15 protein-coding genes and 3 pseudogenes are annotated in these 16,592 nt (G+C 35.1%); all 18 read left to right on the forward strand.

The window, feature by feature from the left end; genetic code table 11:
- Positions 1 to 41: 41 nt before the first annotated feature.
- The gene (locus tag IPI65_17265) at positions 42 to 986 is read left to right on the forward strand and encodes a protein rep (protein ID MBK7443191.1); all 945 of its coding nucleotides are present in this window, start codon (positions 42 to 44) and stop codon (positions 984 to 986) included.
- A 564-nt stretch (positions 987 to 1,550) separates the two neighbouring features.
- Positions 1,551 to 4,740 (forward strand): annotated as a pseudogene (locus IPI65_17270) (efflux RND transporter permease subunit).
- Between the two features lie 32 nt (positions 4,741 to 4,772).
- A complete protein-coding gene (locus IPI65_17275; GenBank protein MBK7443192.1) occupies positions 4,773 to 5,777 on the forward strand; it encodes a TolC family protein in 1,005 nt (334 codons plus the stop codon).
- 10 nt (positions 5,778 to 5,787) lie between these two features.
- Entirely contained in the window at positions 5,788 to 6,834 is a 1,047-nt protein-coding gene (locus IPI65_17280; GenBank protein MBK7443193.1) for an efflux RND transporter periplasmic adaptor subunit, read from the forward strand.
- A 234-nt stretch (positions 6,835 to 7,068) separates the two neighbouring features.
- A pseudogene (locus IPI65_17285) lies at positions 7,069 to 8,951 on the forward strand (cation-translocating P-type ATPase).
- A gap of 14 nt (positions 8,952 to 8,965) precedes the next feature.
- Positions 8,966 to 9,271 carry a hypothetical protein gene (locus IPI65_17290; protein MBK7443194.1) on the forward strand — a complete coding sequence of 102 codons (306 nt, stop codon included), beginning with the start codon at positions 8,966 to 8,968 and terminating at the stop codon, positions 9,269 to 9,271.
- Between the two features lie 180 nt (positions 9,272 to 9,451).
- Positions 9,452 to 9,898 (forward strand): hypothetical protein, encoded by a 447-nt coding sequence (locus IPI65_17295; protein MBK7443195.1) that lies wholly within the window; start codon positions 9,452 to 9,454, stop codon positions 9,896 to 9,898.
- 745 nt (positions 9,899 to 10,643) lie between these two features.
- A complete protein-coding gene (locus IPI65_17300; GenBank protein MBK7443196.1) occupies positions 10,644 to 11,012 on the forward strand; it encodes a hypothetical protein in 369 nt (122 codons plus the stop codon).
- A 157-nt stretch (positions 11,013 to 11,169) separates the two neighbouring features.
- Positions 11,170 to 11,586, forward strand: a complete 417-nt coding sequence (locus IPI65_17305) for a hypothetical protein (GenBank protein ID MBK7443197.1) — start codon at positions 11,170 to 11,172, stop codon at positions 11,584 to 11,586.
- A gap of 379 nt (positions 11,587 to 11,965) precedes the next feature.
- Complete coding sequence (locus IPI65_17310; protein ID MBK7443198.1) at positions 11,966 to 12,655, forward strand: T9SS type A sorting domain-containing protein; 690 nt, start codon at positions 11,966 to 11,968, stop codon at positions 12,653 to 12,655.
- 5 nt (positions 12,656 to 12,660) lie between these two features.
- Complete coding sequence (locus IPI65_17315) at positions 12,661 to 12,882, forward strand: hypothetical protein (GenBank protein MBK7443199.1); 222 nt, start codon at positions 12,661 to 12,663, stop codon at positions 12,880 to 12,882.
- A complete protein-coding gene (locus tag IPI65_17320) occupies positions 12,849 to 13,061 on the forward strand; it encodes a multicopper oxidase domain-containing protein (protein MBK7443200.1) in 213 nt (70 codons plus the stop codon). Before IPI65_17315 ends, IPI65_17320 begins: the two co-directional genes overlap by 34 nt.
- A gap of 13 nt (positions 13,062 to 13,074) precedes the next feature.
- Entirely contained in the window at positions 13,075 to 13,308 is a 234-nt protein-coding gene (locus IPI65_17325; GenBank protein MBK7443201.1) for a hypothetical protein, read from the forward strand.
- 11 nt (positions 13,309 to 13,319) lie between these two features.
- On the forward strand, positions 13,320 to 14,330 hold the full coding sequence (locus IPI65_17330; protein MBK7443202.1) for a multicopper oxidase domain-containing protein: 1,011 nt from the start codon (positions 13,320 to 13,322) through the stop codon (positions 14,328 to 14,330).
- 105 nt (positions 14,331 to 14,435) lie between these two features.
- Positions 14,436 to 14,600 carry a hypothetical protein gene (locus tag IPI65_17335; GenBank protein MBK7443203.1) on the forward strand — a complete coding sequence of 55 codons (165 nt, stop codon included), beginning with the start codon at positions 14,436 to 14,438 and terminating at the stop codon, positions 14,598 to 14,600.
- A gap of 114 nt (positions 14,601 to 14,714) precedes the next feature.
- Positions 14,715 to 14,978, forward strand: a complete 264-nt coding sequence (locus IPI65_17340; protein ID MBK7443204.1) for an AraC family transcriptional regulator — start codon at positions 14,715 to 14,717, stop codon at positions 14,976 to 14,978.
- Between the two features lie 514 nt (positions 14,979 to 15,492).
- Positions 15,493 to 15,966, forward strand: a pseudogene (locus IPI65_17345) (DUF3347 domain-containing protein).
- A gap of 162 nt (positions 15,967 to 16,128) precedes the next feature.
- Positions 16,129 to 16,592, forward strand: a 464-nt coding sequence (locus tag IPI65_17350) for a multicopper oxidase domain-containing protein (GenBank protein ID MBK7443205.1), incomplete at its 3' end; no start/stop codon positions are given.

Genomic DNA, 16,592 nt, shown 5'->3' on the forward strand with positions numbered 1-16,592 from the left:
AACCAAAGCCGACTGCAATAGTAAACGGAAATGGTTCAGACTTGAAGGACAGTAAGGTTCTGCAGAACAGAGCAAAGCAAAAAACAATTGCTCAGAAAGTTATTTTAGCATTGATTGATGATGCGAAGAAAAAAGGCAAGGATATGTGGGTAAAAAGTTTGTGGAATGCATACCGGTGTCAGGGAGTGGTTGTAACTGCAAATGATAAACTATTCGGTAGATATTGCAAGTATCGAATTTGTCCGATTTGTTCCTCAATCAGAAAAGCCGAAAAAATAAATGATTATTTGCCGGTGTTAAAAACCTGGACTGATGCACACTTTGTAACCTTAACGCTCAGATCAGTCCCAGCATATAGATTAAAACCTGTTATAGATAGTATGGTGGAAGAGTGGACACAAATTATTGATACTTATAAAAAACGAGAGCGACGTAATAAGGGAAAGAAATTGATGGGAATTAAATCTTTAGAATGCAATTTCAATCCTACGAGAAGTACTTATAATCCACATTATCATATAATTGTTCCTACTCAGGAAATGGCAGAAATTTTAGTCAAAGAATGGCTAACACGATCAAATCCGGGTTGGACACATCGAAAAGGTCAGCATGAAAGAAAGGTTCTTAACACGGAGCGGGATATGATCGAAACCGTAAAATACGGGACAAAAATTCTCACTGAACCTGACCCAAGAAAGAAAAAATTCGATAAGGGGAAACGCAAAGTTTATATATCTGCGCTTAATAATATCCTGATGGCTTTTGATGGCCACCATTTGTTTGGCAGGTTTGGCTTTAATCTGCCAACAAAAAAAATAAGACCGGAAAGCAAAACGACTTGTGTAACAGATCATAAAAATTGGGAATTTGATCCGGCGGTTTCCGATTGGGTTGACAAAAATTCCGGTGATCGGTTGACCGGCTATTTGCCAACTAAGGAATTATTGGATATTCTGACAGAAGGAATTGATACTGACCTTGAATAATTCAAAAAAAAATAGGTTTTGTCCCCCATTTGCACCCCGTTCGTTCAAAAGCCTACTCCCGCAAGCATAATTACTTTATGAGTCAGAATGTAATCCATTTGCCCCGTCCAGCCGTAATTTCCGAGATTTGCAGAACAAGTTCTAATTTACCTATCTTTGCGTCCATTGAGAGTCTTTTTGATGATATTGACCGTTTATATCCTTTGTGTTGGAACTGTGCCATGCTCCGATGCTTTACACAGTCATAAGGACGTTTCAGAGGTCGCAACAAGCGGCAACCAGCATCATCAGGAAAACAATGAAAATATTTGTCCACCGTTTTGCAATTGTAATTGCTGCGGTTGCAGTGCTTTTTCTAATTATGTTTTTAATGTCTCTCCACTCCAATTATTATCTCCATCAGATTTGATCTTGCTCAACAGTGAATCACAATTTCATTCCCGCAATTTTTCTTCCGTCTGGCAACCGCCTAAACTCAGTTAATTAAGATAGTAATTTATTAATGCGGTGCAATAAAATATGCATTGTATTGTCCTTTTTTGTTTCATCTTAATTAACCTGATCATGTTAAATAGAATCATTGATTTTAGTATAAAAAACAAATTTGCCGTCGGCCTTTTTACGGTCGTTTTAATAATATATGGTATTTATAATGTAACAATCTTGCCTATTGATGCAGTGCCTGATATTACAAATAATCAAGTGCAGGTGATTACTGTTTCGCCAACACTGGCAACACAGGAAGTGGAGCAATTTGTTACTTATCCAATTGAAAGAAGTATGTCCACGCTTCCCGATCTTGAGGACATACGATCCATTTCACGTTTTGGATTAAGTGTGGTAACTATTGTTTTTAAAGATAACGTGGACATTTATTTTGCAAGGCAATTAGTAAACGAGCGGTTAAAAGAAGCCGAAGGTGAAATTCCTGAGGGTTCAGGCACACCTGAATTAGCGCCCGTTAGTACCGGTCTTGGTGAAATATATCAGTATTTAATTAAACCAAAAGCAGGATTTGAGGACAAGTTTAATGCAACTGATCTGAGGACAATTCAGGATTGGATAGTTGCAAGACAATTACTCGGCACTCCGGGTGTTGCGGAAGTAAATTCATTTGGAGGTTTTTTAAAGCAGTATGAAGTTGCTATTAATCCTGAAAAATTGCGAAGTATGGCAATTACAATACCTGAAGTTTTTTCTGCCTTACAGAAAAATAATCAAAACACGGGTGGAGCATACATAGAAAAAAACCGAGTGCTTATTATATACGTGGGTTTAGGACTTGCTAATTCAATGGATGATATTCGTAAAATAGTTGTGAAAACAGGCAGCAATGGAATCCCTGTTTTAATACGTGACGTTGCTACAGTTCAATTAGGAAGTGCAATCAGATATGGTGCAATGACAAGGGATGATGAAGGAGAGGTGGTAGGAGGAATTGTGATGATGTTGAAAGGTGAAAATAGTGCTGAGGTTGTAAGTGACGTAAAAGAGAAAATACCGCAGATACAAAATTCATTGCCTGAAGGAGTGGAAATAGAGCCTTTTCTTGACAGAACTGATTTAGTAAAACGTGCAATACATACTGTCGCTGAAAACTTAATTCTCGGTTTTTTAATTGTGGTTTTTGTCCTGATTCTTTTTCTTGGAAATTTCAGAGCAGGTTTGATAGTAGCAAGTGTAATTCCATTGGCAATGTTATTTGCTATTATCATGATGAATTTATTTGGGGTAAGTGGAAATTTAATGAGCTTGGGTGCAATTGATTTTGGAATTATTATAGACGGTGCAGTAATTATTGTTGAAGCAGTTGTTCACAGAATATTTATGAGCAGAAATCATCATTCGGGGATCGCTAAATTAAACAGGGAGCAAATGGATAATGAAGTGAGCAGTGCGGTAAAAGGAATGGTGCATTCATCTTCATTCGGGCAAATCATTATTTTAATCGTGTATTTGCCAATTCTTGCCTTGGTTGGTATTGAAGGTAAAATGTTTAAGCCGATGGCTCAAACAGTTTCTTTTGCAATTCTTGGCGCATTTCTATTAAGCATCACTTATTTGCCCATGGCGGCTTCTGTTTTTCTAAGCAGAAAAACAACGCATAAAGAAAACCTTTCCGACAAGCTGATGAATTTTTTGCACCGCTTATACGAGCCTCTTATCAATTTTACAATCGGAAATAAAATTAAAATTGTAATTACCTCAGTTGCATTTTTCGCAATTGCTTTTATTGTGTATGGAAGATTAGGAGGAGAATTTATTCCGACATTAGATGAGGAAATTTTGCCTTTGAATCTGCATTACCAGAAGGTGCATCCTTATCACAAAGTATTGAAACCTATACTCAGGTAGGGAAAATCTTAAAACAATTTCCTGAAGTGAAAGAAGTAATCACCAAAATTGGATCAGCAGAAATTCCAACCGATCCTATGCCTGCTAATGCAGGAGACATTACAGTTTTATTAAAGGATAAAAGTGAATGGGTTACCACAAATTCAGCAACTGAATTAGCCGATACAATGACAAAGGCATTAAGTGTAATTCCGGGTTTGTTTGTCGAAGCATCACAGCCTATACAGTTGCGGTTTAATGAATTAATATCAGGGGTGCGACAGGATGTTGCAGTAAAAATATTTGGTGAAAATATGGATACCCTAAATTTTTATGCTGAAAAGGTTTCAGCTATTATTGAAACTGTGAATGGAACCGGACAACCAAAAATAGAATCAACGTCCGGTCTTCCTCAAATCGCTATTCATTATGACAGGGATCGAATTGCGCAATACGGTTTGAATGTTTCAGATTTAAATGAAATTGTAAGAACAGCCTTTGCCGGAGAAAGCGCAGGATTGATTTATGAGAATGAAAGACGGTTTGATTTAGTTGTGAGATTGGATACGGCAAACAGACAAAGTATTGATGATGTTCAAAATGTTTTTGTTCCATTACCCAACGGTGGTCAAATTCCTTTACAGCAGGTTGCATCCATTGATTATGAAATTGGTCCCGCTCAAATAACAAGAGAAAATGCAAAACGGAGAATCGGGATTGGTTTTAATGTTCCTGAACGGGATGTAAAGAGTGCTGTGGATGAATTGCAAAATAAATTGAATGAGGGAATCAAATTACCTCCCGGCTATTATTTTGAATATGGGGGACAATTTCAAAATCTTGAAGAAGCAAGTAAAAGATTAAGTATTGCAGTTCCTGTTGCATTGGCATTAATATTTATTCTGCTGTTTTTTACTTTCGGAAATATTACCCAGTGTTTTAGTTTTTCCGCTATTCCCTTGTCTGCTATCGGTGGTGTGTTTGCATTGTGGATTGCAGGAATGCCTTTCAGTATTTCGGCAGGAATTGGATTCATAGCATTATTTGGCGTAAGTGTATTGAATGGCATTGTGCTGATTGATTATTTTAATCAATTACAAGCGCAGGGGTTTCCACAAGTGCCGGGGCTGAAGTTCAAAAACCTTTGGCAACTGTGGTAATAGGTGGATTAATTACATCAACAGTTTTAACGTTAATCGTATTGCCTGCGTTATATCTTTTATTTTCAGGGAAAAAGAAAATAAAAGTAAATGGAAATATGGCTGCAATTAGTATATTTATTTGCCTTGGTTTGTTTTCATCTAAAATAAATGCACAAAATGGAAATAGTATAAGCTTGGATTCTGCAATTGTTATTGCTTTACAAAATAATCCGGGGGTGAAAGCTAAAGAATTAGAAATTGAAAAAATACTTACTTAAAGAAAGCAAGTTTTGATTTACCAAAGACCGGAATATTTGTCGAAAATGAAGACAAAAGCAATACAGATGATGCGGGGCTTTTAAAAATAGGAATTACACAGGAAGTTGAATTTCCGACAGTATATATAGCAAAGGGGAAGATCAATGAGCAAAATGTTGTTATAAGCAAGACTGAGCTTGCTCTCACGCAAAAGGATTTAATCCGGGATGTTACCATTGCCTATTATCAATTGTATTATATACTGCAATTACAAACACTTGCTGAAAAGAAAGACAGCATTTTTGGCAATTACGAAACAGCCGCACTTGCAAGATATGAAAGCGGGGAAACGAATTACCTTGAAAGTGTTGCTGCTCAGGCAAAACATCAGGAAATTGAATTAGAGTTACAACAGATAACAAAGGATGTTATAATTTATCAACTTGGACTAATGCGGTTGTTAAACACTACTGACTCAGTTTTGCCTGATTTAGAGGGTGCAATTAAAATAAACGAACCCGCACCTAATATCTATACAACTGATCACCCATTCCTCAATTATTATCAACAGCAAATGCAATTATCTGAATTAAACAAAAAATTAGCAGTAAACAATGCGTTGCCTGATTTTAATATTCGGTATTTTAATCAAAACTGGTATGGAATTGATGATGGATTTAAAGGATACAGCGTAGGTATCGGTATTCCAATTGCTTTTTGGAGTTATTCAGCAAATATTAAAGCAGCAAAAACGGATTTTCAAATTGCGGAAAAGAATTATGAATATAATCAATTACAATTCACTTCAGCTTATAATTCATTATTGCAGCAATTGGATAAAAATAAAACCGCCATTCACTATTATGAGGCGTCGGGTTTGATGCTCGGTTTAAAAATATTAGATGCCGCTGAAGAAACATACAAGGCTGGTGAAGCGGGTTATTTTGAATACATGACAGCAGTTGAACAATATTTCCAAATTCAGTCAGGTTATCTGCAAGTGATTCACGACTATAATGAAACAATTATTAATCTAAATTATTTTCTAAACAGATAAAATCATTCAAATGAAAAAGCTATATAATATTTTAATCATCACTATTCCTTTATTGTTGCTTTACTCCTGCGGGGGTAATACTGAAGCTGAAGTTGGGGAAGAAACATCTTCTGGGGAGATTACAACTCAGAATGTAAACACTGTTTCTATTTCATCCCAACAGTATAAAGCAATTGATCTGCAAATAGGCAACATTGAACAGCGGGCAATGTCAGGAACATTGCATGCTAATGGGTTTTTAAAAGTTCCGCCTGAGAGCAAAGCGGATATAACAGCCTTGATGCCGGGAACAATAAGGGACATATTTATTAAAGAAGGTGATATGGTTTCGAAAGGGCAAACTCTGGTAACAATTGTAAATCCAGAATTTATTAAAATGCAGGAAGAATATTTAAACGCCCAAAATGATTTACAATTGGCAACTTCGGAATATAACAGGCAGAAAGGATTAAGCGAAAAAAATATCTCCTCCCAAAAAACCTTTCAGGAAGCAGAGTCCAGTTACAAAATGTTGCAAACGAAAATCAATTCACTAAAAAGTCAACTGTCACTAATCGGAATTGATATAACGAATTTAACTTCTGACAAGATCACCTCTGTTATTGTAGTAAAAAGTCCTGTAAATGGCTCCATAAGTGAAATTGATGTCAATATTGGTTCATATGTAGAGCCTTCAGATATTATCATGGATGTAATTGATAATAGTCATTTGCATTTGGACTTATTTATTTTTGAACAGGATCTTCCGAAAATAAATAAAAATCAGAAAGTTACATTTACGTTAATTAATATGCCTGATAAAACGTATGAGGCAAAAATATTCAGCATAGGCAGTGCCTTCGAAAATGAAACGAAAACAATTTCGGCACATGCTGAAATTACGGGAAATAAATCCGGGCTTATTGAGGGCATGAATGTATCAGCGAATATTGAAATTGAAAATACCTCCACATCAGCGTTGCCTTCAGGCGCAATTATTAATAATGCAGGCAATGACTACATATTTATCCAGACAGGCGAGCAAGACGCAGCTTATCAGTTTGAAAAGTTCAGGTAAAAAGGAATCACAAATAACGGGTATACGGAAATCACACCATTGAAAGAAATACCAGTGGATGTAAAAGTGGTTACAAACGGCGTTTTCTATTTATTGGCAATTTTAACGAACGCCGGAGAGGAGGAATAATTTTTTACATGGGTGAAGCTCTGTCCTCCTGTTCTGAACGCCAAAACCGGAATTGCGAGGCAGAGTTCCCACCCGCCATTTTTTGATGCAACAAAACAGTTAAAAATGAAATTACCATACAAAGACAGGAAATTTATCTTATTGCTTATAGGAGTTATTGTAGTAATTATATTGGAGATATTATCACTAAGTGGTATTCATATCCCAATGCCATATGCACCATTTGTATTTGCATTATTCGTTTTGGGTATTGGTTACAATGTTTTATGGAATGGAATAAAGTCATTATTCAAATTAAACTTTGGCAGCATTAATTTATTGATGCTTATTGCTGTTGCCGGAGCATTTTATTTAGGTGAATACCCTGAGGCGGCAGTTGTAATTGTTTTATATGTTTTAGGTGAACGGTTAGAAGATATTGGAATTGAAAATAGTAAAACCGCATTGGACGAATTAGTTTCCAGATCACCAAAGACAGCAACAGTAAAATTAACCGGAGAAAGTCTTTTGATTGATAGAATACCAATCGGGTCAATTATTCAAGTAAAGCCCGGTGAATTAATTCCGATGGATGGGAGGATAACAAGCGGCGAAACAACAATTGATGAAGCAGCAATAACAGGTGAACCAATCCCAAAAGATAAACACAAAGATGATCTGGTTTTTGCCGGCACATTAAATAAACACGGATTTATTGAAATAGAAACAACAAAACTTTCGGCTGATACAACATTTTCTAAAATCGTAAAACTCACTTTCGAGGGGCAGGCGAACAAAAGTGAGACTCAAAAATTTATTCAGAAATTCAGTAAAAAATATACTCCGGCAATCATTTTATTATCGGTATTGGTTTTTATTATTCCCGTAGTTTTTAATAATCAGCCTATTGATAAATGGTTAAATCAGGCAATTACATTATTAGTTATTGCCTGCCCCTGTGCATTGGTTATTTCCACCCCTGTTGCGATTTACGCAGCTATTGGCAATGCCAGTGGAAAGGCGCATTAATTAAAGGCGGCAAATATATTGAGGCGTTGGCTAAAATCAGGGCAATTGCTTTAGATAAAACAAGAACAATCACATTTGGAAAACCTGTTGTCTCTGATATAATTCCTTTAAATGGAACTGATAAGGAGGAATTATTAGCTTGCGCCGCAGGGGCAGAAGTTTTTTCAGAGCATCCTTTAGCTGAAGCAATTATTGAAGCTACTAAAAAAGAAGGTTATGAACCGCACGCCGTAGAAAAATTTAAAAGCATTGCCGGAAAAGGAGCCATTGCAAAATGCCTTGTCTGTGAAGATGAAACGATTTTTATTGGCAAACTCAGTTTCATTGAAGAACACCAGCCCGTTTCTGAAGAAGCGAGAAAAATAGTAGCCCAATTATCTTCCGAAGGAAAAACAAGCGTTGTTGTAAGTTTTGGAGATGGTGTAGCGGGAATAATTGGATTGATGGATGAAATAAAACCTGATAGCGCAGAAGCATTAAAAGAGATTGAAGAATTAAAAATTGAACCTGTTATGCTCACGGGCGATCATGAGCTGGCAGCAAATTATATTGCTGAAAAGGTTGGTATTAATAAGGTATTCGGCAACTTACTACCTGAGCATAAATCAGATAAAATAAAAGAATTATTAAAGGAATACAAATCTGTAGCAATGGTGGGTGATGGAATAAATGATGCACCTGCTTTGGCATTATCAACTGTAGGAATTGCTATGGGCGCAGCAGGCAGCGATACAGCAATTGAAACGGCTAATATCGCATTAATGAATGATAAATTGTCGCTTATACCTTACTTGATTCGATTAAGTAGAAGAACCTTGCAGCAAATAAAAATAAATACAATCGGAGCTATTTTAATAAAGCTGATCTTTATAGTGTTGGCTTTTACAGGATATAGCAATCTGGTCTTGGCAATTGCCGCTGATGTTGGAGTAACGTTGCTTGTTATTTTAATAAGTTTGAGATTAATGAAATTCAAATAATAAAATATATTCAAATGGAATTAGAACTTATCACACTTCTTATCATTCAAACAATTTTTATTTCTGCCTTCGCACGGTTTGAATTAGAAACCCCACTCATAAGTAAATTAGTGAAATGGTTTATCATTGACGGAATTACCATTGGCCTTTACTTTCTTGTTGGGCATTGGGCAGTAGTGTTTCCGATTCTCGGATTAATTCCCGGAACCATATATCATTTTACATGGTGCAAGAAAAACGGAATAAATCCACTTAAAGCAACACCAATGAAAAAATATTATGAGCTAAGAGGTTGGAAGCTGCCGCAGGATATGACATAACTTCACATATTTAGTGTTATAGTAAAATTCACTCTACAAACGCGGCCTTTGGGAGTCAACTACTTTCAAGGTATTCAATCGTGAGCAGTAAATGATTTTTATCACCTCACTTGCCAACGCACGATATCCTTTCTCACAAAAAACCCAGCTAATTTTACGGTGTACAAAAAAACTCAAACAATGAAATCGAATCTAATTATTGGAGCTATTATCCTGATTTTAGTATCAGGGTTGGGTTGCCAAAAAGACAACCCGGCTTCGTTTACAAATACACCGGATAATTACATGGTTGGTTCATGGCGCATTAGTTCATTTGTGGATGGCAATATTAATCAGACAACTCATTTTTCAGAATACACATTTATCTGCGATGCATCCGGAAATATGTCTATTTGTATAAACGGCGATACAATTTATAGTAACTGGCAATGGGGCGACGATTCACATTCAATGTGCAATTTTGATATTATGGGATGTGATAACGATTCCTATTTGTGGGATTTAAATTATAGTTGGAATATTACCGGTCACGATGATATGAATTGCTACTTTACCAACGATGATTCACATGGCGATTGCAACGACATGATGAATCATACAAGAACTATGACTTGGTCTCGTAAATAGTCCGTTCACATATATAATTTTGAATAGTGCAATCTTTCTTTACTGATTCCTCTTACTGTTTTGCACTATTCAAATTTGTAATTGAACAATTAATTTAAGTATTGCAATGGATCTCAACACAGATACTTGCAAAACTTGATTCTAAGAATGACAAGTTTTAATTACTGCTTAAAACTCAAGTTTCATTATCTTTTGTCCCCCATTTGTACCCCGTTCTCTCAAAACCCTTACAAATCAAGCCTTCTTACTTTATGTATTGGGAAGTAACCATTCCTAACCGCACCTTAATGCCAGATCCACCGCCTATGCCATTTCTCTAGACCCATGATTATTAATCATTATTTGTAATGCTTTCAGTAAAAAATGAAAATTTTATTGTGGATAAATTCAAGACATTTTGGTAAATATTTTGAGCATTTAGGTCAGTATTTGGTGGAAATAATTACCAATTATGTAAAATAAGGCAATCACAAAACTATCCCATCAATTGCAATTCGGAATAAATATTTATATCTATCATTTTCAAATTTCGGTTATCTACTAAAGCAATCTTTTTATCCTTTTTCACTCGGGAAAACTTATTTTAAATGATTCATTTTTGTGAAGATGCCATTAAAATCACAAATGGTTAGAATAAGCCACAGCCCAATATCAGTAAACGTCTAGTAGCCAAAATTTTAAAATTGAATTAAAATTCAACCTTTAACTACATAGTTTGTAGTTTTGATGTATATTTGATGAATTTATGCCAAGCGGAGCAAACATTGGGTTTAAAAGTATTGTAGTTGTAATCTTAGTTGGATTGCTGCAAACCTATGCCTGCTCAGCTTTCTGCAGTGTTAGTCTCAAAAGTTGTTGCAATGAGACTATAGAAACGCATAGTTGTTGCAGTAAAGAGGCTGAGTCTACGTCATCCGCTGCCTCGCCTAATGGTGACTGTCAGGAGCAGCATTTAGCGTTTTCGCTTTCTATAGGTCAATTTTTTTCTACGACAACAATTGAAATTGTTAAGGCATCTCCTATTGAATTTAATTTGGTAACTATAAATCAAGCTCATATTGATTTTAATAATTTTGAAACCATACTTGGCTTTCCTAATTTATTCTGGATTTAGCCCCCTCCTCCCAAACAGGAATACCTGTGCTTAATTCAAGCATACTTATCTGATTTTACAACACTTTGATGTAACCCGAAGTGCTTCCTGTTGGGCGTTTACCGTTTATACAACAACCTAAAATACTATTTTTACACAACGTTAATTTCAATTTATTATGAAAAATTTACTCGTATTTTCACTACTTTTTGCCTCCATCATCACAGTTGCCAAGGCGCAATCGGCAATGCAAATTCAGGGCCTTGATTGCTATGGCAATGCGGTTGACATGTTTGCTGATTTAGATGCAGGTAAGGCGGTTATTTTGCACTTTTATATGCCTGACTGTGGATCATGTCCTCCACCTGCAAAAAAAATTCAAACTATGGCAGATGACATCATGGCAACTTATCCCGGTATGATAAAAGCGTATGCATTTCCGTTCCAAAATTCTACTACTTGCGAATATTCTATTTCTTGGGTAGAAGATAATTTATTACCATTCATGCACCTATGGATAGCGGGCAACACCTGTTGCATATTATGGTGGCTTCGGAATGCCTACAGTAGTTTTATTAGGTGGTACAGATCATAGAATTATGTTCTCTACGCAGAGTTTTGTTTCAAGCGACACATCGGAAATGGCTGATTCGATACTTGCCTTATTTGGGGAAACAACGAGTATTTTGAATATTCCTTCAATTATTTCAGATTTAAATTTGGCGCCTAACCCTGCAAATAATCAATTTGAGGTCAAAGCTAATTTATTGAAAATGGCCCGATTAAAATTGAGCTTATTGATATAACCGGTAAAATAATTTTAGTTAAAGAAGTTCAATTTGCGCTCACCGGTGAATTTGTTGAAAGTTTTGAAACAAATTCATTTCCAGAAAGTAGCTTATACATGCTGCGATTTACAGCTGGAGCTTCAACAAAAACCGAACAAATTGCTATAACGCACTAATTTGAACTGTATGAATTTCAATAGGAATTTATTAGTAACTGCTGTAATGATTGCAGTTACTAATTTATTGTCGAGCCAAAATTATTCTATTTCACCTGCAGATACTATTATAGGCACAGTTCCTTATAATGATATTTATCATTTTAACATCATACAAAATAATTTAACAGCGGATGCTTTAATTTTTGGTTATGAAAAAGTAGATGCAATTTATCCGATAGGTTGGACAGCCAATTTATGCGACAACGGTACTTGTTATGACGGGTTTCCGGATAGCGGCACTATGGATACTGTATTTAATGGCGATGTTGGACTTATGTCAGTCGGTGTTAACCCGGCAAATATTTCGGGAACTTCATTGTTTAGGTATATGATAGGGGAAGAATCAACACCAGAAATATTGGATACTCTTACTTGGATAATAAGCACAGATGGAGTTTCTAGTGTTGCAAATGCACTTTCTGCGTCAATAGATTTTATTTTCGACGCACAACAACAAAATGTAATCATAAAATCAAATTTGAATAACGAATTTGAATATTTCATTTGCGATTTAAGTGGACGTGTATTAATATTCGGAAAATCCTTCCAACCGAATGTATCAATTGATGTTGCTTCATTTATAACGGGTATCTATTTCGTTTATATATTAAATAATAATTCTTTTTCAATAGGATCACAATTATTAATAAGTAATTAATAAAAATGAAAAACCAATTTCACCTCATATTTTTGTTGTGGCGCCCTTTTGCTAAAACTCAAAATCCGCTTGGTGATTCCACCTGCGCTTACCGGAACTCCGTTCAATCTGAATGTTCAAAATGGCGTTGTGCAGTTTTTGATGGAATAAATACACCAACATTTGGCATAAACGGTGATATTTTGGGGCTACAATTATTGTTAATAAATGGGATTGGGTTACAATAAATGTTACCAATAGTTTAACAGGTACCGGCAATACAACTACGATGCATTGGCATGGTTTGCATGTGCCGGCTATGACTGATGGAGGCCCACATCAGATTATAGAACAAGGCGCTACTTGGAGCCCTCAATTTCAAATTTTGAATAATGCAATGCGTTTTGGTATCACCCTCACGGTTTAGGAAAACAGTTTACATGTTGCAAAAAGGTTTGGCAGGTTTTTTAATTGTTAAGGATAGTGCTGAAGCGGAATTAAATCTTCCAAGAACTTATGGCGTTGACGATTTCCCAATAGTGGTGCAATCTAAAGCATTTGATATTTTATACCAAGTTGCTATTGCTACACAAGATGATACACTTGTTTGTGTTAATGGTAACATTGATCCTTACTTAGAGGCACCTGCACAGGTAATTCGTTGCGATTACTAAACGGGTCGTCAATGAGAGTATATAATTTTGGATTTACTAACGATAAAGAATTTAATTTAATCGGTACAGATGGTGGATTATTGAGTAATTCGTTGCCATTAAATAGATTAATGTTAGCACCCGGAGAGCGCGGAGAAATTTTATTGGATTTGCAGGGTATGGAAGGGCAAACAATTTATTTAATGAGCAACAGTTCAGAAATGGTGAATGGAATTTATGGTGCTGCAACAGTAACCGGAATGATGGGGGGTGTAATTACTGATTATAATTTAAATCCTTTAAATGGAGCTGATTTTCAAATATTACAAATAAATGTAGGCGCTCAAACAATTGACCCCGTTTTAGAAATTCCCGAAGTGTTAGTTGAAAATATGCCTTTAACTAGCTACGATAAAACCAGAACTTTTAATTTACAGCCCGATGAAATGATGGACCCTGAAGGTCAAGTAATGGGACCATTTAATATTAACGGCGACCACTTTGATATGGAGGTAATAAACGAAACTGTTTATATTAATGACACAGAAAAATGGAGGATTCAAAATAATACTGGTATTGCACATCCATTTCATATCCATGATATTCAATTTACGGTTGATAATATAAATGGTGGACCGGTACCTTTACAATTACAAGGACTAAAAGATGTAGTAATGGTTATGCCAATGAGTTATGTTGAAGTAATTGCAGAGTTTAAAGATTTTGCAGACAATGATGTGCCATATATGTATCATTGCCACATGTTGCATCATGAAGATGATGGTATGATGGGGAGTTTTAGAGTGATCGACACAAATGCCACAAATATTGAAAGCGACAATGGAATCAATTTTTTAATTTATCCCAATCCGGCAGCCAACAATTTATTTATTCAATTGGATAATAATACAACTTGGGTTGAAATTAAAATAGTCAATATATTAGGTGAAGTTCTTTATAACCACCAGGAAAAAGCAACTGATCACATTTTAATTGATATTCAGGATTACCACCGAGACATACACTTTAAAATTAGAAACTAATATTGGTAATAGTTCAAAAAAAATTAATTATTGTGAATTAGCTGAATTAATATTTAGATAAATATTCACCGTAGTGGCAAAAAAATGAAGATATTTAGTAAAAATATGGTTTGCGAAAGGTGTATCCCACTGCAAAAAATATTTTCGAAAGAGATCATTTCCATCCTAAGGAATGTGGAATTGGGAGAAGTTGAACTTGATGACTCCACACTTGGAAATAAAGAAGAACTAATTCTCGATGAATTAGAAAAAGAAGTTTCAAGTAATTGAAGAGAAAAATGCAAAAGATTATTGAAAGCATTAAGAATGCAATTATAAATCAAATCCTACTATAATAGTAATTCTCACAAGCATTTAAATTACTCTCAAATACTGCAAATCAAATTGCTAAAGATTACAGCTTTTTTAAGTAGTCTATTTTCCGAAACCGAAGGAATTACTATTGAAAGTTATATCATAAAACAGAAAATTGAACGGGTGAAAGAATTACTTGTATATAATGAATTATCATTAAGTGAAATTGCTTTTCAGATGAATTACAGTAGCGTGGCTCATTTAAGTGCGCAATTCAAAAAGATTACAGGTTTAACACCCACTCACTTTAAAAACATTAAGGGTCACAAAAGAAAAACTCTAGATAAATTATGAAGCTGGAATTACGTAAATCAAATCGGTAATTATATAACATGTAAATGCCCACAGAAATGGAATTTTGTATTATGAGAATATGACATATAATTATAAAGTGACTAATATGACTTGTGGAGGATGCATAGTATGTAAAGCCAGTTGTTAAAGCATCCTGACGTTTTATCAGCAGAAGTGAACCCTCCTGATGATGCCATTATAACGATGCAGAAACAAATTACAGTTAGTCAATTACAGGATGCAATAGGTCTAGATTCAAAATATCAGATTACCCAAAATATGGTTTTGACTTATATCTGACCAACTTTGCAACAATTACAGTAATGGATTTCAGCAGTATTGGAGTAATTCAAAGTGTGGTGAAGAAAAGTTATTCAGTGGGCGTGTGTTGGCAATTTTGAACTAACTGCTTATGGGTAAAGTTACAATTATTGAAGATTTATTAATGGTAACGTGCTGGGGTTAATGCTTTTATCCACGGAAATTTATTTTGTTAAAATTAAATTATATGAAAATGAAAAAAATTATTTTATCTTGCAGTTTTATCAGGATTTTTGTTCAAAATTCTTTTGCACAAGATTCTGCACAATCTCAACCATCTCAGTTGCTAAACTCCTACTATGACATTAAAAATGCTTTAGTTGCGGGTAAGGTAGATAGCACATCAATTAGAGCGGGTGAATTTTTACAAATATTAAATGCAATAGATTATAAGGTAATTTCAGAAGGTAATGCTAATGCATTATTAAAAGATGCAGGAGCAATTTTCTGAAAGCAAGGACGTTAAAGCAAAGAGAATATTTTGAAAATCTTTCTCTCAATATGTCATTATTGGCAAAAGCATTAGATTTTATCTGATGAGGCGATCTATGAACAATATTGCCCCATGAAAGATGCGTATTGGCTAAGTAGCGAAAAGGAAATTAGAAATCCTTATTATGGTAGCTCTATGCTTACATGTGGCAATGTGGTGGACATAATTGAATAGTATTCATTCGAAAGAAAGGAAAATGAAAATATATACATTCATATTAATTCAACTTGTTTATTAGTTATGTGTCGGCTCAACATGACATGCATAATATGAATAAAGAAGTTGAAAATAAAAAATCAAATTGTTGAGAAGATCTAGTACTCCGTTAAAATAAATATGCATCCGGGTAAAACAGTTGTTTATCATTTATATGTTACCGATACAATAGTAAACTTTGCCGGAAAATCAAAGCGAGCCATTGCAATTAATGGTTCGATCCCCGCTCCAACTTTAATATTTACTGAAGGAGATACAGCTGAAATTTATTTGCACAATATGCTGAAGTCTGAAGAAACCTCACTTCACTGGCATGGCGTTATTTTGCCTAATTATGCTGATGGTGTTCCATATTTAACTACAAAACGAATTGGTCCCGGCGAAACTCATTTATACAAATTTGCCGTAGTGCAAAATGGAACATATTGGTATCATTCACATAGTGGATTACAGGAGCAGGTAGGGATGTATGGAGCGCTGGTTTTTAAAAAAAGGGAAGAGCAATCAAAAACCAATTTATTCAATGCTGAATATACACTTGTTTTAAGTGAATGGACGAATGAAGACCCTGATCAGGTTCAGCG

The sequence above is a fragment of the Bacteroidota bacterium genome (assembly GCA_016706255.1).
Lineage (GTDB): Bacteria > Bacteroidota > Bacteroidia > Chitinophagales > BACL12 > UBA7236.

Bases quoted from the DNA above. Each gene is read 5' to 3' on its own strand.
- IPI65_17325 (MBK7443201.1), top strand. From the start codon at position 13,075: ATGTTGCAAAAAGGTTTGGCAGGTTTTTTAATTGTTAAGGATAGTGCT.
- IPI65_17290 (MBK7443194.1), top strand. From the start codon at position 8,966: ATGGAATTAGAACTTATCACACTTCTTATCATTCAAACAATTTTTATT.
- IPI65_17315 (MBK7443199.1), top strand. From the start codon at position 12,661: ATGAAAAACCAATTTCACCTCATATTTTTGTTGTGGCGCCCTTTTGCT.
- IPI65_17335 (MBK7443203.1), top strand. From the start codon at position 14,436: ATGGTTTGCGAAAGGTGTATCCCACTGCAAAAAATATTTTCGAAAGAG.
- IPI65_17280 (MBK7443193.1), top strand. From the start codon at position 5,788: ATGAAAAAGCTATATAATATTTTAATCATCACTATTCCTTTATTGTTG.
- IPI65_17300 (MBK7443196.1), top strand. From the start codon at position 10,644: ATGCCAAGCGGAGCAAACATTGGGTTTAAAAGTATTGTAGTTGTAATC.
- IPI65_17295 (MBK7443195.1), top strand. From the start codon at position 9,452: ATGAAATCGAATCTAATTATTGGAGCTATTATCCTGATTTTAGTATCA.
- IPI65_17305 (MBK7443197.1), top strand. From the start codon at position 11,170: ATGAAAAATTTACTCGTATTTTCACTACTTTTTGCCTCCATCATCACA.
- IPI65_17310 (MBK7443198.1), top strand. From the start codon at position 11,966: ATGAATTTCAATAGGAATTTATTAGTAACTGCTGTAATGATTGCAGTT.
- IPI65_17330 (MBK7443202.1), top strand. From the start codon at position 13,320: ATGAGAGTATATAATTTTGGATTTACTAACGATAAAGAATTTAATTTA.